Here is a 20,965-nt window from a genome sequence, read left to right as displayed (position 1 = left end):
GGATGACCAGCCGAGACGAGGGCCGGGCGGACGGGGTGCCGCCCGGCCCGGACGTACCGCCGCCGGAAGCGGAACCGGGCGCGGCCCGGCGCGGGCCGGCCTGGCTGATCGTCGGCGTGGTCGCCGCCGCCCTGCTGGTCTGCTGCTGCTCGGCGGTGGTCGGCCTGGCCCTTTCCTGGTCAGCCGGCGTCTTCCACCCCCGCTGACGCCGGCCGCGTGGCACCCCACCCGGCCGGCGGCGGTCAGCCCGGGCGACCCGGCGTGCCCGCGCCGACCATTGCCGCCGCCTCGCCGGTGCGGACCATCCGCTGCCAGCGCAGCCGGTTGCCGATCACCGCGGTGACCGCCGACTGCACCACCACCAGGTACATCACCTGGCGGTAGACGAGCTGCTGCAACGGCAGCGTCCAGAGCGGACCGTAGCCCTCCCGGTCCAGGTGCAGCGCGTACGCGGCGGTCAGCCCCTGGAGCAGGAGCAGGCCCACCCAGGCCAGCACGAGCGTCGACCAGGGCATGAAGAACAGGCCGTAGACGGCGTACACATCGACCGCCGGGGCCGCCAGCGGCAGCACGATCTGGAACACCGTCAGGTACGGCAGGCCGCGCCGGCCCAGCTTGCCCCCTGCCCCCGGCTCGCGCAGCGCGTGCCGGTGCTTCCACATCGCCTGCATGGTGCCGTAGCACCAGCGGTACCGCTGCCGCCAGAGCTGCCGCAGCGAGGAGGGCGCCTCGGTCCAGGCGATCGCCGCCTCCTCGTAGACCACCCGCCAGCCGGCCCGGAGCACCTTCATGGTCAGGTCGGTGTCCTCGGCGAGGGTGTCCGAGGGGACGCCACCGACGGTGAGCAGCACGTCGCGGCGGAACGCGCCGATCGCGCCGGGGATGGTCGGCATGCACTCCAGCACGTCGTACATCCGGCGGTCGAGGTTGAAGCCGATCACGTACTCCAGGTGCTGCCAACGGCCCAGCAGCCGGCGACGGTTGGCGACCTTGGTGTTGCCGGAGATCGCGCCGACGGTCGGGTCGGCGAAGCCCTGCACCAGCCGGTGCACGGTGTCCGGCTGGAAGACGGTGTCCCCGTCGACCAGCACCAGCAGCTCGGCGCGGGCGGCCCGGATGCCGGTGTTCAGCGCGGCCGGCTTGCCGGCGTTCGCCTGCCGGATGACGCGCACCCCGCGCAGGCCCATCCGCTCGACGATGTCGGCGGTGCCGTCGCTGGAGCCGTCGTCCACCACGATCACCTCCAGCGCCGGGTACGCGCTGGCCACCAGCGACCGCACGGTCGCCGCGATGTTCGCCGCCTCGTTGTACGCGGGCACGATCACCGAGACCGGCGCGGTGACCGGCGGCCGGCGGTGCCGGGGCCGGCGCACCCGGCGGACGTGGATCTGCGCGCAGGCCACCTGCACGGCCAGCCGGGCGAGTCCGAGCACCAGCGCGACGGCGAGCAGCAGGTTCATTCCGGTGGTCGCCCACTCGGCCCCGGCCTGGGTCCAACGCAGCGCGTGGCCGCTGAGCCGGGTGCCGACGCCGGCCGGAACGGTCGACGGCGGGGCGTCGATCCCCGCCGAGACGGTGGTGAACCGGTAGCCCTGCGTCGACAGCCGGGTGAGCAGCTGGTCCACGGCGGCCACGGTCTGGCCGCGGTCACCGCCGCCGTCGTGCATGAGCACCACCGCGCCCCGCCCCGGCTGCGGGGTCGCCGCCCGGACGATCGCCGGCACGCCGGGCCGCTGCCAGTCCTTGGCGTCCAGGTCGGCGAGCACCGCCACGTGCCCGCTGCCGGCGGCGGCGCGCAGCGCCTCGTACCCGCCGGCGGTCAGCGTCGGCGTGGTGGACGAGAAGGGAGGCCGGAACAGGGTGACCTCCCGGCCGGTGGCCGCGGCGATCGCCTTGCGGGTCAGTGACAGCTCCAGGTCGGCCCGCCAGCGGGGGACCGAGGCGACGTCGGCGTGGGTGTAGGTGTGCGAGCCCAGCTCGTGCCCCTCGTCGAGGATGCGCCGGACCAGCTCGGGGTGTTCGTTGACCCGGGAGCCGACCACGAAGAAGGTGGCGTGCGCCCGGTGTCGGCGGAGCACGTCGAGCACCTTGGGCGTCCACTCCGGGTCCGGCCCGTCGTCGAAGGTGAGCGCGACCGTCCGGTCCGGCATCCGCCGGCTGACCGGTTCCGACTGGTCCAGCCGCAGCACCGGGCCGCCGTCGGTGACCTTCTGCGGGGCCGGCGCGGCCGGGGCGCCAGACGGCCCGGAGCCGCCGGCGATCCCGGTGACCAGCCCGTTGACGGTGAGCGCGGCGAGCAGCAGGAGCAGGCCGAGCAGGAGCAGTACCCAGTGGGCCCGCGGGTCGCGGCGGGCTACGTGTAGCGCCATGTCAGTGGGGCTTGCCCGGCGACCGGCTGGGCTTGACGGTGCGCCGCACGTCGCCCTGGCCGGGCACGGTGGCGGACGGCTGGCCGGCCGGGCGTGCGGTCGTGGCCGCGGGCGCGGCCGTGCGGGTCGGCGTCGAAACCGGAACGGCGGTGCTGGTCGACGCCGACGGACGCGGCCCGGGCGTCCGGCCGGCCGGCTGGCCGATCTCGTCCAGGCCGTCCACACCCGCCTCGACCGGCGGGCGGGCCTTCGGGTCGGTCCAGCCCGGCAACGGGACGGTGGTGTCGCCGAACAGCCCGGCCAGGACCAGCCCGAGGCTGGTGACCAGGCCGACCCCCATCGCGGTGCCGGCGATCATCATGAGTCGACGACGCTTCCCGGTCCGGTCGACGAACACCGGCGGCGCACCGCTCGGCTGGTTGTGCATCTGGTGATCTCCCTGTGCCGCCGCCCGCCCCGGACCGCCTCACCCCCGCTGGCGGCCTTCCGGAGTCACAAGCGCCGCGGCCTCACCCCGTGTTACACCCTCAGGCCGGGCGCAGCTCCTCCACGGCCGTGTTGGCGCGCAGGATTCACTCGGTGAATAGTATGGCGTCAAGCACCGTCGATGCGTTCAGCGGCTCCAGGCCGGCACGCGGCCGGCGCGGCCGAGCAGGCGGTCCAGTTCGGTGCAGTCCGGGCCGGTCTCCACCTCCGCACCGAAGGCGCCCATCTGGCGGCCCATCGAGCCCATCCCGTCCATGAACCGGTGGCCCGCGGCGACGCCCTCGGGCGCCGGCTGGTACGGCTGCCCGGTGGCCCGGGCCAGGTCCCAGCCGTGCACGACCAGGTCGATCACCCCCATCAGGCCGACCGTCTCCTGGGGCAGCCCCATGCCGGGCGAGGCGCCCTCCTCGGCGGCCGAGTCGGCCCACGCCTCGACCAGCCGCCCGGTCTCGTCGGCGAACCGGTCCCGCCACCCCTCGGTCACGTGGTCGGTCTTCGCCGACCAGTCCACCTCCCGCCGCAGGGCGAGCGTCTGGAAGTTGACCACCACGTCGTACACATGGTTGACGAGGTCACGGACGGTGAAGTCCTGGCAGGGCGTGGGCAGGTCCAGCTGATCGTCGGTGATCGCCCGGACCACCGCCACGGTTCGCGGTGCGGCGGCGGCCAGGAGATCGCTAGTCTTCGTTGCCATAACCCCAGCGTACGAAGGTGGTCTTGAAAGAATGCGACAGCCACGCGGGGACAACCGGGGCAACTGGTGCCGCACCCGGCCGTGAACGTGGTCTTCCAGCGCACCGAGGGCGGCCCGGAGACCGCCAAGATCACCGGCGTCGGTCGACGGCTCTTCTCGATCACCCTGACCGGCATCGGCCGGGTCAGCGGGATCCAGCTCCGCCCGGGCGGCTTCCGGCCGTTCTGGCGACGCCCGGTCGCCGAACTGACCGGCGAGCGCCGCCCGCTCGCCGAGGTCCCCGCCGCCGCCCGGGCCGCCGCCGGCTCCGCGGGTGGCGCGGGCCGCTGCGAGGGTACGGACACCGAGCGCCGCCTCGCCCTGGACGCCTTCCTCACCGCCTGGGCGCCGGAGCCGGACCCGGCGGCGGTCGAGGCGATGGCGCTGGCCGAGGCGATCCGCACCGACCGGGGCGTACTGCGGGTGGATGATCTGGCGCGCCGGCACGGCATCTCCACCCGGCGCCTGCAGCGCCTCTTCCTGGACCACGTCGGGGTCAGTCCGAAGTGGGTGATCCGCCGCTACCGACTCCAGGAGGCGATCGAGCGGGCCGGCGAGGGGCCGCCCGACTGGTCCGCGCTCGCCGCCGACCTCGGCTACAGCGACCAGGCCCACCTGGTACGCGACTTCACCGCCGTTACCGGCGTCTCCCCCACGGCCTACGTCCGCTCCCTGCACTGACCAACGGCCCCCAAATCCCTCACCTACCGTCACCCCATCCCCACCCCCCACGGACCCCCCGCGACCCCTTTGCTCTGCTGCCGCCCACGCAACACGAGCGGAGAGTAACCATCGCGTCAGGGTGTGAATCTGGTCGGCGTCGCCGGTTCGCTGCTCGGAGCGGTGTTGCGGATGAGGCAGCAGAGCAAAGGATGCGGAGTGGGTGGCGCGGCAAAGCCGGCCATGTCACTGTGCGTAAGAACGACCGGAAATCACTCTCCGTTAAGGAACCGGCGGGTCACCGGGAGGAACCGGCGGAACCGGTGAAGTCCGGCTGGCAGCGCGAAATGATCACCCGATGCCTCTCCCGTTCTGCGTGTTCCCGCATTCGTGGGATACCGTTCCAGCGATAACAGGAGGTCCGAATGTCCTTGACGGTGCAAACGGAACAGCGCGGCGACGTGGTCGTCGTCTCGGTCGCGGGCGAGCTCGACATGGCGACCGCACCGCAGCTGCAGGACCAGATCACCGATCTGCTCGACAAGGGCCGCAGCCGGGTGGTGTTCGACCTGGCCGACGTGTCGTTCTGCGACTCGACCGGGCTGTCGGTCTTCGTGCGCGCGAAGAACAGCTGCGACGAGGCCGGTGGCGTGGTCCGGCTGGCCGCCCCGCAGCGCGGCGTGCTGCGCATCCTCGAGGTCAGCGGCCTGGTCGAGGTGCTGCACACGTACCCGACGGTCGAGCAGGCCGTCGCGGGCGACCCGACGCCGGCCTCCTCCTGACCTCTTTCCTTACCGCTCGTCCTCGATGAAGCGGGGACGGGCGATCATCATGCCCGCGGTCGTCTGCACGGCCAGCGCGCCGATCAGGAACCCGAGCGGCGCCGTCCAGCCCCCGGTCGCCTCGTAGAGGACGCCGACCAGCAGCGGCCCGAGGGCCGCGATCACGTACCCGGTGCTCTGCGCGAAGGCGGACAGCGCCACGGCGCCCTCGGCGGTGCGGGCGCGCAGGCCGATGGTGGTCAGGATCAGCGGGAAGGCGCCCTGCCCCAGGGCGAGCAGCAGCACCCAGAGCGGCGCGAGGCCGTGCGGGGCGAGGGCGAGACCGACGTACGACGCGGTGGACGCCGCCGTCAGCGCCAGCACCAGCGGCCGCAGCGTGCGCAGCCGGCCGGCCAGGGTCGGCATCACCAGCGCGACCGGCACGCCGAGCGCGGTCACCCCGGCGAGCAGCAGCCCGGCGGTCTCGGCGGGGTAGCCGGCGTCCCGGAAGAGCTGCGCCAGCCAGCCCATGATCGCGTACCCGCTGAGCGACTGCGCGCCGAAGTAGACCGCCATCGCCCAGCCGAGCCGGGTGCGTTCCGGCCGGATCCGCACCCGCGCGGCCGGGGCCGCCGCCGGGGTCGCGGCCCGCCGGGCGGCGCGGGCCCGCAGTGCCAGCGGCACCCACGGGAGTACGGCCACCGCGGCCAGCCCGGCCCAGACGCCGAGCCCGGCCCGCCAGGAGCCGAAGGCGTGCGCGATGGGCACCGCGGAGGCGGCGGCCACCGTCGTGCCCACCGTCAGGGCCATCGTGTACGCCCCGGTGACCAGCCCGGTGCGGTGCGGGAAGTGCTGCTTGACCAGCATCGGCAGCAGGATGTTCGCCACCGCGATGCCGGCCAGCGCGAGCGCGCTGGTGAGCACGAAGACCAGCGCGGAGTCGGTGGCCACCCGGAGCACCTGCCCCACGGCGAGGGCGAGCATCGCCACCACCAGCACCCGGGCCGGCTGGTACCGGCGGACCAGCCACGGGGTGAGCGCGCCGAGGCCGGCGAAGGCGATCGTCGGCAGGGTGGTGACGAAGCCGGCCATCGTCCCGGAGAGCGCCAGTCCGGTGCGTACCTCGTCGAGGAGGGCGCCGAGGCTGGTCACCGCGGCGCGCAGATTGAGCGCGACCAGCAGCATGCCGACCAGCACCAGCGCGCTCCCGCCGGCCGCCGACGACTGGCCGGCCGGAGGCGAGACGGCGGCCGGCGCGGGCCCGGGCGTCACCTCGACGGTGGGCGCGGCCGGCTCGGCGGTGGGGGCCTCGGTGGCGGCGGGTGGCGGTGTCATGACCTCGAACCTACAATCATGGGATGAATTTCGGCACGAGGTGTAACCGGTGACACCCGTCATCCATTCCGTCGCCGTGCCCCCGCGCGGCCACCGGGTACGCCAGACGATCGAGCAGCTCCGGGAGCGGATCCTCGGCGGCGAGTGGCCGGTCGGCGGGCGGATCCCGACCGAGCCGCAACTGGTCGCCGCGCTCGGGGTGGGGCGGAACACGGTCCGCGAGGCGGTCGGCGCGCTGGTGCACGCCGGGGTGCTGGAGTGCCGGCAGGGCTCGGGGACGTACGTGGTGTCCACCGACGAACTGGCCCCGGTGGTGGCCCGCCGGCTCACCGACGACCGGATGGCCGAGGTGGTCGAGGTCCGGCGCGCCTTCGAGGTGGAGGCCGCCCGGCTGGCCGCGCTGCGGCGTACGCCGGAGGACCTGGCGGCGCTCGACGGGGCGCTCGCCACCCGGGAGGCCGCCTGGCACGCGGGCCGGGTGGCGGAGTTCGTGGAGGCCGACGCGGCGCTGCACACGGCGGTGGTGGCCGCCGCCCACAACGGCATGCTCGCCGAGCTCTACGCCTCGGTCGGGGCCGCGCTGCGCAGCAGCGTCGCCCAGAGCATGGGGGACGCGCTGAAACCCGAGCGGTACACCGACCACGCTCGACTCGTCGCGGCGATCCGGGACGGCGATCCGGCGCGCGCGGCGATCGAGGCCGGTGCTTTTCTGGAGCCGCCGTCCGGGGCATAGGTTGTCCCGGACGCAGAATCGGACAGCACGGGAGTGCGGATGCTCAAGGGCTTCAAAGACTTCATCATGCGCGGCAACGTCGTCGACCTCGCGGTCGGTGTCGTCATCGGCGCCGCGTTCACGGGCGTGGTCACGCAGCTGACCAAGTCGTTCCTGGATCCGTTGATCCGGGTGTTCGTGCTGCTGATCACCGGCAGCGACAAGGGCCTGGCGGGCACCGCCCCGAAGTTCCGGGGCATCGCCTTCGACTGGATCGCCTTCGTCAACGCGGTGATCACCTTCGCGCTCACCGCAGCGGCGCTCTACTTCCTGGTCGTCTACCCGATGAACCGGCTCGCGGAGCGCCGCAAGCGGGGCGAGGAGCCGCCGCCCGCCGCGCCCAGCGAGGAGGTCAAGCTGCTGACCGAGATCCGGGACGCCCTGGTCGCCGGCGGGCACACCACCCCGGCCCGGCAGCGGGGCGCGCTGGACGACGCGCTCGGTCGACGTACGGAGCCGCCGGCGCCGCGCTGACACGAGAGCATGCACACCGGCCCCCGTGGGAATCCCCGGGGGCCGGCCCGTGTCGTACACATGTTCGATAGGGTCCGGCCATGGAGCAGCGCAGGCACTGGTGGAACGGCAAGTGGGGGCGGCTGGCCCGGCGGGACGTCTTCCTACGGGTGGACGCCGACCGCTGGCACGTCGAGCAGCGGGCCGGCGGTGCGGAGGGCGTCTCCCAGTTCTACGAGTACGGCAGCGCGGACGAGGCCGAGGAGACCGTCCGGGCCCTGCTGGCGGGGACCGACGGCTGGCGGGAACTCTCCCCGCGCCCGCCGAGCGCCTGGACCCCGCCGAGCGCCGGGGAGAACCCGCCCGGCGTTTAGCGCCGCGCCGGGCCGGGAACCGCCCGGGAATGGAGCAGCAGGGCACCGAGCAGCAGACGGCCATCTCCCGGGTCACCACCGGCATGCGGGTCATCGACACCGTCGGCGTCGAGGTCGGCACGGTCGACCTCGTGCAGCGGGGTGACCCGAACGCGGTGACCGTGCAGGCGCCGACCGCCGACCCGGGCGGCAGCCTGAACGAGCTGATCGAGTCGGCCGCGGTCGAGGAGCCGGACGTACCCGCCGACCTCGCCGCCCGGCTGCTGCGCACCGGCTACCTGAAGGTCTCCACCGAACTGGCCCGTACCGGCGCGGTCTACGTGCTGGCCGACCAGATCGCCACCGTCGCCGACGGCCAGGTACGCCTCGACGTCGGCGTCGGCGACCTCCCCCCCGAGGAGTGACCCGCCCTGTTCGTGTCCTTGCCCCCTGCGCGCTTTGCGGCGTGTCGCGGTGTACGGGCCGGTCGGATACCGCGACATGCCGCAAACCGGGGCCGTCATCGCCGCGTCGGCGACCGGCGCCGATCTAGTGTGGACGGATGTACCTGGTCATCGGGGAACAGCGGATGCCCGGCGACGGTTCGGAGGAGCGGCGGGCGCAGTTCGCGCACATGGCGCAGGTGGTCCGGCAGAGCCCGGGGTTCGTGCGTGACTGGTGGGGGCCGGACCACGCGGACGCGGAGACCGGGCACGCACTGGTCCTGTTCGACACCCTGGAGCACGCGACGGAGTTCACGGCGACCGTCGAGCGGTACGTCTCCCCGACCCGATTCCGGCCGACCCGGCTTCGCCCGACCCGGCACCCGACTCGCTACCACCCGGCCCGGTCTCCGGCTCGCGGGCGGGGGCCGGCACCGTGACCGGAGCGGACCCGGCGGCCGGCGGCGACGCGGCCCGTCGGCGGAAGAGCGCCAGCATCAGCCAACCGGCGAGCAGGCCCCAGAACGCGCCGCCCACCCCGAGCAGGCTCACCCCGGAGGCGCTGACCACGAAGGTCACCACGGCCGCCTCCCGACCTTCCGGCTCGGCGACCGCCGCGGAGACCGCGGCGGCCAGCGCGCCGAGCAGCGCCAACCCGGCCACCGCCTCGATCAGCACCGGCGGCGAGAGCAGCACCAGTGCGGTCGCCGCCCCCGCGCCCAGCCCGAGCAGCGCCAGTCCCAGGCCGGCGGTCACCGAGGCGATCCAGCGCCGCTCGGGGTCCGGGTGGGCGTCCGGCCCGGCCGCCAGGGCGGCGGTGATCGCCGCGAGGTTCACCGCGTGCCCGCCGGCCGGCGCGCCCAACGCGCCGGCCAGCCCGGTCACCCGCAGCGCCGCGCCGAGCGGCGGCTGGTAGCCGTAGCCGCGCAGCACCGCGACACCGGGCACGTTCTGGGCGGCCATGGTGACCAGGAAGAGCGGCAGCGCCAGCCCGACCAGCGCCGGCACGGTGAACGCCGGCGCGGTCAGCTCGACCACCGGCCGTAACCCGCCGAGGCCCCGGCCGGGCGAGGTGAGCGCGATCGCCACCGCCGCCACCACCAGCGCCGCCGGCACCGCCCAGCGCCGGGCGAACCGGTGCAGCAGCAGCCAGGTGACGATCACCGGCGCGGCCAGCCACGGCACCTCGACCAGCGCCCGGACCGGAGCGGTGCACAGCGGCAGCAGCACCCCGGCCAGCATGGCCGCCGCCACCGGACCCGGGATCGCCGCGACCGCCCGGCCCAGCACGGGAAAGAGACCGGCGGCCATGATGAGCACCCCGCAGAGCACGAACGCGCCGACCGCGGCGGGCCAGCCGCCGGGGACCGGGCCACTGGCGACCAGCAGCGCCGCGCCCGGGGTGGACCAGACGATGGTGATCGGCATCCGGTGCCGCAGCCCCAGCCAGAGCGCGCACAGCCCGGACGCGACGCTGACCGCGAGCAGCCCGGAGGCGGCCTGGGCCTCGTCGGCGCCGACCGCCCGTAGCCCGGCCAGCACCACCGTGAACGAGCTGGCGAAGCCGACCAGGGCGGTCACCACGCCGGCCAGCACCGGTTGCAGCCGTCCCGCCACCGCACACCCCCGTCTCCGCGTCCGTGTCGCGGTCACCCTAACCAGGCACCGCTCAGCCGGGCGGGCGGGACGGGACGCGGTGCCGCACCGCCCACAACGCCGCCTCGGTACGCGACGCCGAGCCCGTCTTGCGGAGCAGGTTCGACACGTGCACGGTGACGGTACGGACCGAGATGCCGAGCGCGCGGGCGGCCTGCTTGTTGGACATCCCGGCGACCAGGCAGCCCAGCACCTCCACCTCCCGGCCGGTCAGCTCGGCGTCCGGCGGAGCGGCCGGGCGGGGCACCGGCAGCCGCAGGTGTTCCGGCAGCGGCCGGTGGACCAGCGCCTCCGGGCCCTGACCGGCGTGCGCGGCGAGCAGTTCGGTGAGCGCGTACGGGTTGCCGCCGGTGCGCTGCCAGACGGCGGTCACGATCCGGTCGGCGGGGCGGTCGCCGCCGTACACCTGGGCCAGCACCTCGGCCACCTCGGCGACCGCGAGCGGGCCGAGGTGCTGGCGCACCGCGCCGCGTACCCCGCAGAGGCGGGACAGGACGCGGATGGCGAGGTCCGGCGCCACCGCGTCGGCCGGCGGCCGGCTCGCCACCACCAGCAGGGCCGGCAGGTCCGGGGCGGCGGCCAGCTCGCCGACCAGGTTGAGGCTGGCCGGGTCGAGGGCGTGCAGGTCCTCCACCACCAGCACGGCCGGGCCGGCGCCGACCAGCAGCCGGACGGTCCGCACAGCCAACCGGAGCAGGGTGCCGGGGGCGTAGCGCTCGCGCGGCGCGGTGGGCTGCTGGGCGAGCCAGGCCAGCGCGTCCGGCGGCAGGTCGAGGGCGCGGGTGACGCGACCGCTGAGCACCGCCGCCAACCAGTCGTACGGGGCCGGGTCATGCACCCGGGCGGCGCCGGACAGGACCACCGCCGGGCGGGGCGAGAAGCCCTCCACGGCGGCCGCGACCAGCAGACTCTTGCCCACCCCGGCCGCCCCGGTGATCACCGTGACGGCGGGCGACGGACGGCCGGCGTCGACCACGGTGGACCACGCGCGGTCGAGCTCGGCTCGCTCGCCGGCGCGCCCGACCATGGACACCGGCATCATTTCTGCCACCCTACGCACTAGTGCGTAGAGACGGATCAAGGGTGTTCTTGGCAAGCTTGTGGCATGACGCTGATCCTCCGCTCGGCCATCCTCAACGACGTCGGCCTGGTCCGCACCAACAACGAGGACTCCGCTCTCGCCGGTGACCGCCTGGTGGCGGTGGCGGACGGCATGGGTGGACTCCCCGCCGGCGAGGTGGCGAGTGAGATCGTCATCCGGATCCTGGACGAGCTGGTCCCGCCGACCGTCACCGACGAGGCCGTCGAGGCGTTGCGCGCCGTCGTCACCGCCGCCAACCAGCGCATCCGCGCCGCCATCTCCGCCGACCCGGCCCGCGACGGCATGGGTACGACGCTGACCGCCGGCCTGCTCGCCGGGGACACCCTGGTCCTCGCCCAGGTCGGTGACTCCCGCTGCTACCTGCTGCGCAACGGGCAACTGACCCAGCTCACCCGGGACGACACCTTCGTGCAGGCGCTGGTCGACCAGGGCGCGCTCTCCCCCGACCAGGCGCGGCACCACCCGCAGCGGTCCCTGGTGACCCGCGCGGTGCAGGGCGCGGACGCCCCACCGGCGATCGGGGCGCTGACCATGTTCGTCGGCGACCGGCTGCTGGTGTGCAGCGACGGCCTCTCCGACTACGTGGAGGACGGGGCGATCCACGCCGCGCTGACCACGTACGGCGACCGCCAGCTCTGCGGCGAGCAGCTGGTCAAGCTCGCCCACCAGGCCGGCGCGCCGGACAACGTGACCGTCGTGGTCTCCGACCTGATGGAGGCCTGAACCGGACCAATCGGGTTGCGGCGGGCCGCCGGCCGGGTTGGGATGGACGGGTGCTCATCCGTCGCCTGGCCGCCGAGGAACGCCTGACCACCAGCTTCCCGCTCCAGGCGTACGCGTTCGAGGCGTCCCCGCTGAGCGGGGAGCGGGTGGAGGCGTTCCACCGGTACCTGCCGTACAACAGGGGCAACCGGACGCTGGTCGTCGAGGAGGACGGGGAGACCCAGGCGGCGGCGAGCGCCATCCCGATGCGGCAGAACCTGCGCGGCCGGGTGCTGCCGATGGCCGGCGTGGCCGGGGTGGCCACCCACCCGCTGGCCCGCCGGCGGGGTCACGTGCGGGCGCTGCTGCACCAGCTCCTCGACGAGATGCGCGACGAGGGGCACCAGCTGACCGCGCTGCACCCGTTCCGGGCCGGCTTCTACGAGCGCTTCGGCTACGTCGGGCTGCCCCGGACGCGTACCGTCCGGTTCTCCCCCGCCGACCTGGACCCGCTGCTCCGGGCCGAACTGCCCGGCGAGGTGACCTGGGAACGGATCGGCGCCGGCTACGCCGGCTACCGGGCATTCACCGAGTGCTGCGTCCGGGAGCGGCACGGCTTCGCGATCTTCCCCGAGTTCCGCGCTGTCGGGCTGCGCGACCGCGACGACCGCTGGCTGGTCACCGCCCGGATCGACGGTACGACCATGGGCGCGCTCACGTACCGCATCGACGACGACGGCGAACTGCTCGGCGACGACCTGCTCACCACCGACCCGTACGCCCGGGCGCTGCTGTTGCAGTTCCTCGCCCGGCATGTCGACCAGGTCGACCGGATCAGCCTCCAGGTGCCCGCCGACGAGCTGCCCGAACTCTGGCTGACCGACCTGGCCGTGCACGTGGAGGCGCGGGTGTCCCGGTCCGGCTCGCTCGCCCCGATGGCCCGGTTGCTCGCGCTGGACACGCTCGCCGGTCTCCCCGCCGGCCCGGGCCGGGTCCGGGTCGAGCTGGTCGGCGACCGCTGGCTGGCCGGCAACCACCTGCTCGACGGCACCACCGGCCAGCTGGAGCTGGCCGCGGGCGGCCCCGCGCCGTCGGCGACGCTCACCGCCGCCGGACTCTCCGCGCTCGCGTACGGGGTGCTCGACCCGGTCGAGGTGGACGTGCGCGGGTTGGGCTCGATCGGCCCGGACGCGGCAGCCGAGCTGCGCCGCCTCTTCCCCCGCGCCCTCCCCTACCTCTTCGCCGACTTCTAACACCCCCCGCCCCGCCTTCGCCCTCTCCCACGCCTGACCGACCCGCCGGCCCGCCCTCCGCCCCGCGGCGCCCGCCCACCCACGATCACCTCCTCCCGCCTGAGCTGACCCCGCCTCTGCTCAGTAGGGGTTGCCGCGGCCGGGGGTGCGGGCCTTGAGGAGGCCGGCGGGGCGGCCGGGGAGGTCGGCGGAACCGCGTCCGCGTGGACCGCCTGCATCCGCGGCCGGCGGTTCGCGGGTACGACCGGGATGCGCCCGAAGCGGAGCAGCCGGACCGGGGCGAGCGGCCCGAGGAAGTACCGGGTGATCTCGGTGCCGGCGTCCCGCTGGAAGACCAGCCCCGGCCGCAGCCGTACCACCCGCAGCGACGGGTGCTCAGACTCGAGGCGGTCGATCATCGACTCGACCTCGGCTTTGTCCCGGCTGTACGACGATCCGGGCACCCCGGTCGCCGGCCAACGCTCGCTGATCGGGTGGTCCTTCGGGCCGGGCGCGTACGCGCCGACCGACGAGGCGTACACCAGAGCGGGAACGCCGGCCCGGACGGCGGCCTCGATAACGGCGTGGCTGCCGCCGACGTTGGTCCGGTGCAGCGTGCGCTGGTCGTGGCTGGGCTGGATCTGCCAGGCCAGGTGCACGACCGCGTCGGCCCCCGCGAAGATCGCGGCGAGCTTGCCGTCCGCCCCCGGCGCCCCGACGTCGCAGGAGTGCCACGCCACCCCGTCGTACGGTTCACCCGCGTCCGGGCCGGGCAGCCGCCGGGCCACGCCGGCCAACTCCAGCCCCGACTCCGGGCGCAGCCGCCGCAGCAGGGCCGTTCCCACGTTGCCGCTGGTGCCCACGATCACGGATCCGCATGCGGGCTGCGGTACCCGCTGAACCGGACTCCAACCCCCGCGTCGGTCAGGGGCGGGGCGCGTGGCGTATCCAGCTCTTTTCCTGCCGGCGGCGGCCCTGAGTGGCGGCCAGGCAGCGCGGGCAGACGAAGCCGACCGGGTCGGCCTGGGTGAGCACGTCGGTCGAGGTGTAGTCGAACGGCACGTGCGGAAAGCGGCGCAGCCGGGTGCGGCTGAGCTGGAGTCCACAGACGGTGGAGTTCTGGCCGGGCTGCCAGGCGTGCACCTCACCGCCCGGCTCCCGTACGCCGTCCGGCCCGGTCTCCTCGCTCGACGCCGCCACGGCCGGGGTGCCGCTCGTCCTCATTCCGTCCCGGTTCCCCGCCCCCGCCCGTTCAGAACCGCCCGCCCGCATCATCGACTGCCACCCCGCCGACATCGCCCCATCCGGTCACCGGGCCCCGCCGCTTGATCGACTCCATGCCGCCGGCATCGCGCCATTCCATCCACCCGGAAGCCGCCACCTCGCCGACACGGAGTCGATCACCCCCGTCAGGCGCGCCGAGATACCAGCGCGGTCACCAGGCAGGCGAAGGCGGCGACGGTCGTGACCGTGCGGGCCAGGTTCCACCGCACCCAGGTCGCCTCGAAGCTCGCCCGCGCCGCCGCGAGGTCGGCGATCCGGTCCACCGGCCCGGCCGCGTCGAGCCGGTCGTTGAGCGGCACGTTGACCCGCATGGTGATCAGCAGCGTCGCGCCGTAGAGCACCAGCGTCGCGACCGTCCAGGCCAGCACCCGGCCGCCGACGGTGAGGTGCAGCGCCACCGCCAGGCCGATCAGCAACGCCGCGCCGAGGAAGGCCGCCAGGAACCAACCGTTGAGGATCCGCCGGTTGATCGACTGCATGGTCCCGACGAAGGTGCGGTCGTCGACCGCGGCCAGGCCCGGCATGACCGAGCACGAGTACGCGAAGAACAGCCCCGCCATGAGCCCGGTGACTCCGGTGGCGGCGGCGAGCGAGAACGTCCTCATGCCCTCCAGGCTCACCCGGCGTGGCCCTGTTGCCCATGGTCGAGAAGCTCGGGGGCATCCGTGGGCGTCTGGGCTCGGCGGGCATCGACGTACGGCCGGACGCCGGAATGCCTCGGCGGCGCAGGTCCGGTAGCCTGGTGCGGCGGGCCGCTAGCTCAATGGCAGAGCTGTGGACTTTTAATCCATAGGTTCAGGGTTCGAGTCCCTGGCGGCCCACTCTCCCCAGCGCCTTGGCCGGGCTGCCCGGTCGCCGCAACCGGGGCCGATACAGCAGCGAAGTACAGCAGTAGCCTGGTCACCGGTCGAGTGCCTTGCCGAGTCGCTTGAGCGCGTCGCGGGTGGCCGCCGACGAGACCACCGTGTAGATCTCCATGGTGATGGCGAACTGTGCGTGCCGGAGAATCTGCATCGCCACCCGGGGGTGCACGTCCAGGTCGGCCAGGAGCGAGGCGCAGGTCCGCCGGGCATCCCGGACGGTGATCCGCCGGACTCCCGCCGCGTCGCAGCGCCGGTCCCAGAAGCGGTTGAAGTTCCTTGGCTCGACCGGTCGCCCATAGCGGGTGGTGAAGATCAGGTCGGAGGGCTGCCAGGCCGGGCCGGTGGTGTCCCAGGTGGCGATCTGTGCGGCGTGGCGGCGGTCGAGCGCCACGGTGCAGATGTCCGGCAGCGGAAGGGTGGCGTCCGAGGCGGCCGTTTTCGTCTCCCGGTGCAGCAGTTCGGCACCGACCCGCTGGAGTTGCCGATCGATGGTCAACTCCCCCGCGTCGAGGTCGACGTCCGCCCAGGTGAGCCCCAGCATCTCGCCCTTGCGCACGGTCGGCGATGGGAGATCCCGGCAGCAGCGGCCGAGGGCACAGCAGCGACGCTGGGCGGGCTTGCGCCGTTCGTCCTTGCCCTGGGCGCAGCACTGGCAGGTCCGCCCCACCTCGTTGATCCAGGTCTGGACGTCGCTGACGCGCAGCTTGTCGAGGCGCTTGCGACCCAGCCCGGGCACGAGGTAGAGCCGGACCACGACCTCGTAGGTGACGTAGCTTCCCGGGGCGAGGTTCGGCTTGACGATCTCCCGCAGCCAGTAGCCGGCATACTCCCCTATTGTTGGGGACCGGGTAGCCACCGGCCCGGCCTTGGCCTGCCCATGCAACTTGATCCACTTGTCGTGGACCTCCTCGCGGGTCTTGCCGTAGACCCACTTCCGTCCCCGCTTGCCGTCGGGCTTCTCGACCCACACGTACGCGGCGAAGCCGTTTCGGTAGGGGAAGATCGAGCCCTCCCCGTTCGCGCGAGATCGTCCGGGCATCAGACCGCCTGCCCTCGGTGAGCCAGCCGGACCCAACGTAGGTGAGGGTGCCGACGGTCACGGTGTCGGCCGTGTCGTCGTCTTCGGTGCGGCGGTAGGTGGCGCGGGTGTCGCGGAGCAGGCCGAACGTGGCGGAGTAGCGGCGGGTTTGGTGAGGAAGTGGCCGCCGAAGCCGAGCATGTGCGCCCAGCGCCGCAGGCCGGCGTAGGCGTTGGACGCGGAGTCAAGGCTGCCTTGACGGTCCTCGGCTGTTGCGGCGCCGCTGGTCCCATCGCTATGGGTGGGCCGTCCGATGGGCCAGCAGGCGTCGATGAGGCGGGCCAGGTGGTCGCCCGCCGGGTCGGCGTAGTCGTCGATGGTGGCCGGGGTAAGGCGAGTGGAGCAGTGGCCGGTGGCCTCGGTCGCCTTGGTCGCGTACTTGGCCAGGTACGCAGCTACCTTGCCGTCGGTCAGCTCTCCGCCGGCGCTGTTGATTCGCCGGACGTCGACCTGCTCGCCCCCGGGCGACCAGCCAGCCTTGTGGCCGGTCGGGGTGCGGGGCGTGGGGACGGTGATCTGGCGGGCAGCGGTGCCGACGGCGACCTCCAGGTCGTCGACGGTGACGCCGGCCGGGCGCGGCACGAGAGCGTCTGGGTCGTCGGGGTTGACGCCGTCGAGGCGCAGCAGGACGTGGAAGTGCACGGCGGCCCGGCGTTGCATCTCGGCGACCTTGCCGTGCGACACCCTCACGGACGGCACCCAGCGGACCTTGCCAGAGGCGGTAATGACCCGGATGAACGAGATTCCACGCCGGCGGCAGAGCGCGGCAAGGCGGCGCTCGATGGCCTGCTTGGTGCGCCGCCACAGCTCGCCGGAGAAGTAGTTCCAGACGACCTGGTGGCTGTGGTCGTAGCAGTCCAGGCACAACGGCTGCCCGAGTCGCGGATCGTCGGCATCGTGGCGGGCGAAGCACACCGCGGGCTGCCCGTGCGGGCAGGTGCCGGCGGTGCTCCGGGCGCGGCAGGGAGCGGGACGGCAGTCGCAGCGCTGGCGGGTGGCGCAGGTGTGGCGAGGGACGTGCCGGTGGTGGACCGCGCCGAAGGATGGTGCGGTGAAGGTGGCGAAGACGACCGGGTGCCGGCCGACCGAGGCGGGGACGCCCTTGCCGCCGGTCAGGCCGCAGCGGACGAGCTGATTGGCGTCGCCCTGGTAGACCCAGGCACAGTCTCGGCACTGCGATTCGCGGCGGTTGCCGCACGCCTTGTAGAGAGTGCGGTCGGGCAACTCCTCGGTGTGCTGCTCGCTCAGGAGTCTGCCGGTGTCTCGGTCGGCGGCGGCGATGGTGCCGGTGAGGCGGATCGGGCGGGAGCAGCCGCCGGCGGTGCGGGTGTGCGCTCCAGCCAGCCGGAGAACTCCATGGTGGCGGCGCGGTGCAGCGCCTGGGCGTCTCGGCCGGCGGCAAGGCCGGGACGGTACAGGGTGAGCGGGGTGGACATGACTCCTCCTCATCGGGTGGCAGGGACGGGAGACGAAGCACCACCAGCCGTGGACGTTGGTCCGCTGGTGGTGCTGGGGGCGCTGGTGGCATCGCCGGTCACGGGCAGGATCGAGTGGCGGGTCGGGGGTGGCGTGACCGGGTGCGAAGGCTCAAAGGCGTGTTGCGGCCAGCCGGACTCCGAGCGCGATGAGCGCGACGCCGGTGACCGCGTCGAGCGTCCGACGTACCCGTGGCCGGTCGAGCAGCCGCCGCATCGCGGCCACCAGGTTGGCCACGCCGAAGAACCACACCAGGGCGACGGCCGCGGCCACTCCCGCCACCAGCGCCGCGTCGACCACCGTCGCGTCCGGACGCAGGAACTGCGGCATCAGCGCCACGAAGAAGACAGCCGCCTTGGGGTTGAGCACGTTGCACAGAAGGCCTTGCCGGAACGCCGCCAGCATGGTCGTGTCATCCTCGCCGGCCGGTCCGCCGAGCGTCCCAGCGCCACCTCGGGCCGCCGCGATCAGCGCCCGGACGCCGAGCCATGTGAGGTAGGCGGCGCCGCCGACCTTGACGACCGTGAAGGCGACCGCGGAGGCCGCCAGCAGCGTGGCCACTCCCGTCGCGGCGGCAACGGCCCAAACGAAGACGCCGGCCGCGATCCCCGCCGCCGTCGCCATCCCGCGCGCTCGCCCCGAAACGGCAGCACGACGGACGACGATTGCGAAATCCGGCCCGGGGGAGAGCGCGCCCACCGCCATGACCGCAGCGAACGCGATCACCTGGGCGATGGTGACCGTCATGCTCCCGCCTGCCAGGGGAGGCCGTTCATGCCGTTGCCTCCGCCGCGCGGGCTCGTGCGCCAACGGACGCCGGTCAGGTCAGCCATGCCGCATCTCCCCGATGATCTGCTTGATGTCCTTGGATTCTGCCTCACTAGTACCTCCGGCGGGGGCGCTGCGGTGTACCGGTCCGCACATTCAAGATCATGAAGTTCGCCGTAGGGCCACCTGGCCGGTGGCTGGTCACTCTCCGGTCCGGAGCGGTGCTGGAGCTGGCCACTGACCGTTACACCGAGCACGAGGGCTACCCACTCTTCTCTGTTCTTGCTCGTGGGACGGCCGAGGAGCGAGAGCAGGTCCAAGTCTTGGACTGGGCGCTTCAGGCTGGGACTGTCCTTGTTCTTGTGGCGAAGGTTCCCATGGCTGAGGTCTTGAAGATCGAACGCGGAGGACCCTGGTAGGGGCGCATACCCGAGGGACGCGGAGACTGGGCCGAAAACCAGCTGGGTGACTAACTGAGTGACGTCTTGCCGCAACCGCGACGGGGCAACCTGGAGGCGATCTCACAGGGTCATCGGACCGGTAGCACCTGGGTCTCTCCCGTGATGCGGGCCTTCTCGAACGGTTGCCGCAGGAGACCTGCGTCCAGGACTCCCAAGCCGATCATTGTGATCCGCTTGATCCCGATCGGCAGACCGGCTGCGCCGTTCCTAGGGAGCCGGGGGCTGCCGGTGGTCATGTGGTCCCCGTCCACGCGTTGGAAGTGCCGAGGGCAAACCTCAACCTCTAGGTCGCCCGTGAAGTCAGCGGGCACCAGGGTCGCGTGTGGCTCATGGCCTTGGCCTCCTCTCTCATCCGGCGTGCGTGAGGGCGGGTTGAGCACTGCTGACGGCGTCTACGGGGACGGCGGCCGTTCGGTGGCGGCGGCGATGTGCAGAGCCGTCGTCGGGGAAGGTTGCGAGCAGTTGCTCAGCGCCGTCGAGGTCACCGCGGTGCTTGGCGGCGATGACCCCGGCGGCGCGTTGTGCAGCGGTGAAGGCCGACGTCGGGTCGGCGGCGGTCACGGTGCCACGATGAGCGGGTTGCCAGCGGCGCGGGCAGCGTCGAAGCGCTTGGTGACGTCGGCCCAGTTGACGAGGTTCCACAGCCGGTCGACGTAGTCGGGGCGCACGTTCTTGTATTGCAGGTAGTAGGCGTGCTCCCAGGCGTCGAAGACCAGGATCGGCGTGGAGCCCTGACCGACGTTGCCGTGGTGGTCGTAGATTTGCTCGACGATGAGCCGCTGAGACAGGGGCTCCCAGGCCAGGACGCCCCAGCCGGAGCCCTGCACGCTCTTGGTGGCGGTGGAGAGCTGGGCGGCGAAGCTGTCGAACGAACCGAAGTGCTCATCGATGGCGGCGGCCAGTTCGCCGTCGGGACGGTCACCCCCGTCTGGGGAGAGGTTGTTCCAGAAGATCGAGTGCAGGACGTGCCCGGAGAGGTTGAAGGCGAGGGTTTTCTCCAGGCCGACGAGCGCCGTGTAGTCGCCCTTGTCGCGCGCCTCGGCGAGCTGATCGAGGGTGTCGTTGCTGCCCTTGACGTACGCGGCGTGGTGCTTGCTGTGGTGCAGTTCCAGGATCTGACCGCTCATAGCGGGTTCGAGCGCGCCGTAGTCGTAGGGCATGTCGGGAAGCGTGTAGACGGCCATCGGAACCTCTCTCGCGAGATGAAGATCGTCTAGGCCAGTATGCCTTATTGCAAATTCTTGGCAACTACGAAACACTCGCAACTAGAAGGGATGCCTCCACGGGCCTCCTGTCTGCCGCCGGCTTTGCCGGCAGGGGTGCGCCTCCGCGCCGCGATGATCAATGGCGGAGGCGCGCCCACCAGCAGATGGCTCACTCAGTGCGGACGCGCACGAACACCGCTGGATGAAGCGCCCAAAACTTGTAAGCGAGGCGTCACGGGTCGGGCGAACAGGCCGTTGCTTAAAACGGCCTGGACATGCCTACCCCGCTCACGGACGCATCCTGTCGGGAGAGTCGAGAACGGCTTCTGCCAGCTCGGCCGGGAACATGCGCTTCACGCTCGCGGCGTACTCGCTCCCGTCCACAGGTCGGCTCACCTGGTCGCCACCTACCCGCACTGGCAAGGAGAAACCCGACGCAACCCCCGGCTCCCGTTGTCGACGACGCGTGAAAAATGGCTCTGGCACAAGTTCGGTGATCGAGTAGCCTTGATCATTTTGTGTCTATTATGGATGGGGCGACGGTCCTGCTACCGCACCTGGCCGGGTTGCAGCTGGTCAGGGCATACATGAAAGGAGTTCGGGTCAGGGTCGAGGCCAGAACGTGCGCGGACGTGAGCTGCTGTCCTGACTGCGGCACGGCATCGACTCGAGTGCACAGCAGGTACGTGCGCCGGCTCGTGGACACGGGTATCGGCGGGCGGGAGGTGACACTCGTGCTGACCGTGCGTCGTCTGTTCTGCGACCAGCCCGGT

General features: G+C 72.9%; 24 protein-coding genes, 1 tRNA gene and 2 pseudogenes. 13 read left to right on the top strand and 14 right to left on the bottom strand.

From position 1 onward, the window contains the following. The first annotated feature begins 2 nt into the window (after positions 1–2). The gene (locus tag ABZ807_RS21890) at positions 3–206 is read left to right on the top strand and encodes a hypothetical protein (protein ID WP_357160856.1); all 204 of its coding nucleotides are present in this window, start codon (positions 3–5) and stop codon (positions 204–206) included. Positions 207–242: 36 nt separating this feature from the next. Here the strand turns inward: ABZ807_RS21890 and ABZ807_RS21885 are convergent, their stop codons facing one another. The 3 genes from ABZ807_RS21885 to ABZ807_RS21875 all read right to left on the bottom strand — a co-directional run bounded on the left by ABZ807_RS21885 (position 243) and on the right by ABZ807_RS21875 (position 3,549). Beyond that, on the bottom strand, positions 243–2,369 hold the full coding sequence (locus ABZ807_RS21885) for a bifunctional polysaccharide deacetylase/glycosyltransferase family 2 protein (RefSeq protein WP_357160853.1): 2,127 nt from the start codon (positions 2,367–2,369) through the stop codon (positions 243–245). A 1-nt stretch (position 2,370) separates the two neighbouring features. Further along, positions 2,371–2,796: a hypothetical protein gene (locus tag ABZ807_RS21880; RefSeq protein WP_357160850.1), complete on the bottom strand. Its 426-nt coding sequence runs from the start codon at positions 2,794–2,796 to the stop codon at positions 2,371–2,373. Between the two features lie 186 nt (positions 2,797–2,982). After that, positions 2,983–3,549 (bottom strand): TIGR03086 family metal-binding protein, encoded by a 567-nt coding sequence (locus tag ABZ807_RS21875; protein WP_357160847.1) that lies wholly within the window; start codon positions 3,547–3,549, stop codon positions 2,983–2,985. A 60-nt stretch (positions 3,550–3,609) separates the two neighbouring features. Here ABZ807_RS21875 and ABZ807_RS21870 point away from each other — a divergent pair. From ABZ807_RS21870 to ABZ807_RS21860, 3 genes and pseudogenes are all read left to right on the top strand, one after another. Further along, positions 3,610–3,795, top strand: a pseudogene (locus ABZ807_RS21870) (DUF6597 domain-containing transcriptional factor); the annotation flags it as partial. A 171-nt stretch (positions 3,796–3,966) separates the two neighbouring features. Continuing rightward, complete coding sequence (locus ABZ807_RS21865) at positions 3,967–4,269, top strand: AraC family transcriptional regulator (RefSeq protein WP_357161055.1); 303 nt, start codon at positions 3,967–3,969, stop codon at positions 4,267–4,269. A gap of 404 nt (positions 4,270–4,673) precedes the next feature. Further along, entirely contained in the window at positions 4,674–5,030 is a 357-nt protein-coding gene (locus ABZ807_RS21860; RefSeq protein ID WP_357160844.1) for an STAS domain-containing protein, read from the top strand. 9 nt (positions 5,031–5,039) lie between these two features. Here ABZ807_RS21860 and ABZ807_RS21855 read toward each other — a convergent pair whose 3' ends face one another. Beyond that, a complete protein-coding gene (locus ABZ807_RS21855) occupies positions 5,040–6,344 on the bottom strand; it encodes an MFS transporter (RefSeq protein WP_357160841.1) in 1,305 nt (434 codons plus the stop codon). Between the two features lie 49 nt (positions 6,345–6,393). Here ABZ807_RS21855 and ABZ807_RS21850 point away from each other — a divergent pair, with 49 nt between their 5' ends. The 4 genes from ABZ807_RS21850 to ABZ807_RS21835 all read left to right on the top strand — a co-directional run bounded on the left by ABZ807_RS21850 (position 6,394) and on the right by ABZ807_RS21835 (position 8,347). Then, the gene (locus ABZ807_RS21850) at positions 6,394–7,077 is read left to right on the top strand and encodes a FadR/GntR family transcriptional regulator (protein WP_357160838.1); all 684 of its coding nucleotides are present in this window, start codon (positions 6,394–6,396) and stop codon (positions 7,075–7,077) included. Positions 7,078–7,116: 39 nt separating this feature from the next. Further along, positions 7,117–7,590: a large conductance mechanosensitive channel protein MscL gene (mscL, locus tag ABZ807_RS21845; RefSeq protein WP_357160835.1), complete on the top strand. Its 474-nt coding sequence runs from the start codon at positions 7,117–7,119 to the stop codon at positions 7,588–7,590. An 80-nt stretch (positions 7,591–7,670) separates the two neighbouring features. Further along, positions 7,671–7,943: a hypothetical protein gene (locus ABZ807_RS21840; protein WP_357160832.1), complete on the top strand. Its 273-nt coding sequence runs from the start codon at positions 7,671–7,673 to the stop codon at positions 7,941–7,943. 29 nt (positions 7,944–7,972) lie between these two features. Next, complete coding sequence (locus ABZ807_RS21835) at positions 7,973–8,347, top strand: hypothetical protein (protein ID WP_357160830.1); 375 nt, start codon at positions 7,973–7,975, stop codon at positions 8,345–8,347. A gap of 330 nt (positions 8,348–8,677) precedes the next feature. On the opposite strand, the gene ABZ807_RS21830 is transcribed toward ABZ807_RS21835, so the two are convergent. Both ABZ807_RS21830 and ABZ807_RS21825 read right to left on the bottom strand, forming a co-directional pair. After that, a complete protein-coding gene (locus tag ABZ807_RS21830; protein WP_357160827.1) occupies positions 8,678–9,982 on the bottom strand; it encodes a benzoate/H(+) symporter BenE family transporter in 1,305 nt (434 codons plus the stop codon). Positions 9,983–10,034: 52 nt separating this feature from the next. Continuing rightward, on the bottom strand, positions 10,035–11,063 hold the full coding sequence (locus ABZ807_RS21825; RefSeq protein WP_357160824.1) for an AAA family ATPase: 1,029 nt from the start codon (positions 11,061–11,063) through the stop codon (positions 10,035–10,037). Positions 11,064–11,126: 63 nt separating this feature from the next. On the opposite strand from ABZ807_RS21825, the gene ABZ807_RS21820 reads away from it, so the two are divergent. Then, the gene (locus ABZ807_RS21820; RefSeq protein WP_357160821.1) at positions 11,127–11,846 is read left to right on the top strand and encodes a protein phosphatase 2C domain-containing protein; all 720 of its coding nucleotides are present in this window, start codon (positions 11,127–11,129) and stop codon (positions 11,844–11,846) included. 50 nt (positions 11,847–11,896) lie between these two features. Then, the gene (locus ABZ807_RS21815) at positions 11,897–13,078 is read left to right on the top strand and encodes a GNAT family N-acetyltransferase (protein ID WP_357160818.1); all 1,182 of its coding nucleotides are present in this window, start codon (positions 11,897–11,899) and stop codon (positions 13,076–13,078) included. Here the strand turns inward: ABZ807_RS21815 and ABZ807_RS21810 are convergent. The 3 genes from ABZ807_RS21810 to ABZ807_RS21800 all read right to left on the bottom strand — a co-directional run bounded on the left by ABZ807_RS21810 (position 13,075) and on the right by ABZ807_RS21800 (position 14,946). Beyond that, the gene (locus ABZ807_RS21810; protein ID WP_357161052.1) at positions 13,075–13,920 is read right to left on the bottom strand and encodes an NAD-dependent epimerase/dehydratase family protein; all 846 of its coding nucleotides are present in this window, start codon (positions 13,918–13,920) and stop codon (positions 13,075–13,077) included. The genes ABZ807_RS21815 and ABZ807_RS21810 overlap by 4 nt on opposite strands. 61 nt (positions 13,921–13,981) lie before the next feature. Further along, positions 13,982–14,281, bottom strand: coding sequence for a hypothetical protein (locus ABZ807_RS21805; protein ID WP_357160815.1), 300 nt, complete (start codon positions 14,279–14,281; stop codon positions 13,982–13,984). Between the two features lie 185 nt (positions 14,282–14,466). After that, complete coding sequence (locus ABZ807_RS21800) at positions 14,467–14,946, bottom strand: anthrone oxygenase family protein (protein WP_357160812.1); 480 nt, start codon at positions 14,944–14,946, stop codon at positions 14,467–14,469. 144 nt (positions 14,947–15,090) lie between these two features. Here ABZ807_RS21800 and ABZ807_RS21795 point away from each other — a divergent pair. Then, a tRNA-Lys gene (locus tag ABZ807_RS21795) sits at positions 15,091–15,162 on the top strand. 79 nt (positions 15,163–15,241) lie between these two features. On the opposite strand, the gene ABZ807_RS21790 is transcribed toward ABZ807_RS21795, so the two are convergent. The 3 genes and pseudogenes from ABZ807_RS21790 to ABZ807_RS21780 all read right to left on the bottom strand — a co-directional run bounded on the left by ABZ807_RS21790 (position 15,242) and on the right by ABZ807_RS21780 (position 18,505). After that, entirely contained in the window at positions 15,242–16,243 is a 1,002-nt protein-coding gene (locus ABZ807_RS21790; RefSeq protein ID WP_357160808.1) for a site-specific integrase, read from the bottom strand. Continuing rightward, positions 16,218–17,718, bottom strand: a pseudogene (locus ABZ807_RS21785) (replication initiator); the annotation flags it as partial. The gene ABZ807_RS21790 and the pseudogene ABZ807_RS21785, both read right to left, overlap by 26 nt. A gap of 151 nt (positions 17,719–17,869) precedes the next feature. Next, positions 17,870–18,505, bottom strand: a complete 636-nt coding sequence (locus tag ABZ807_RS21780; RefSeq protein WP_357160805.1) for a LysE family translocator — start codon at positions 18,503–18,505, stop codon at positions 17,870–17,872. A gap of 185 nt (positions 18,506–18,690) precedes the next feature. On the opposite strand from ABZ807_RS21780, the gene ABZ807_RS21775 reads away from it, so the two are divergent. After that, a complete protein-coding gene (locus ABZ807_RS21775; protein ID WP_357160804.1) occupies positions 18,691–18,945 on the top strand; it encodes a hypothetical protein in 255 nt (84 codons plus the stop codon). Positions 18,946–19,335: 390 nt separating this feature from the next. Here ABZ807_RS21775 and ABZ807_RS21770 read toward each other — a convergent pair whose 3' ends face one another. Together ABZ807_RS21770 and ABZ807_RS21765 are read right to left on the bottom strand one after the other, a co-directional pair. Continuing rightward, on the bottom strand, positions 19,336–19,548 hold the full coding sequence (locus ABZ807_RS21770) for a hypothetical protein (protein ID WP_357160801.1): 213 nt from the start codon (positions 19,546–19,548) through the stop codon (positions 19,336–19,338). After that, complete coding sequence (locus ABZ807_RS21765) at positions 19,545–20,171, bottom strand: superoxide dismutase (RefSeq protein WP_357160798.1); 627 nt, start codon at positions 20,169–20,171, stop codon at positions 19,545–19,547. The genes ABZ807_RS21770 and ABZ807_RS21765 overlap by 4 nt, the downstream gene beginning before the upstream one ends. A gap of 548 nt (positions 20,172–20,719) precedes the next feature. Here ABZ807_RS21765 and ABZ807_RS21760 point away from each other — a divergent pair. Next, positions 20,720–20,965, top strand: a 246-nt coding sequence (locus tag ABZ807_RS21760; protein ID WP_357161049.1) for a transposase family protein, incomplete at its 3' end; no start/stop codon positions are given.

This window comes from Micromonospora sp. NPDC047548, from assembly GCF_040642975.1.
Taxonomy (GTDB): domain Bacteria; phylum Actinomycetota; class Actinomycetes; order Mycobacteriales; family Micromonosporaceae; genus Micromonospora.
This window is presented reverse-complemented; position numbering and strand designations above follow the sequence as displayed.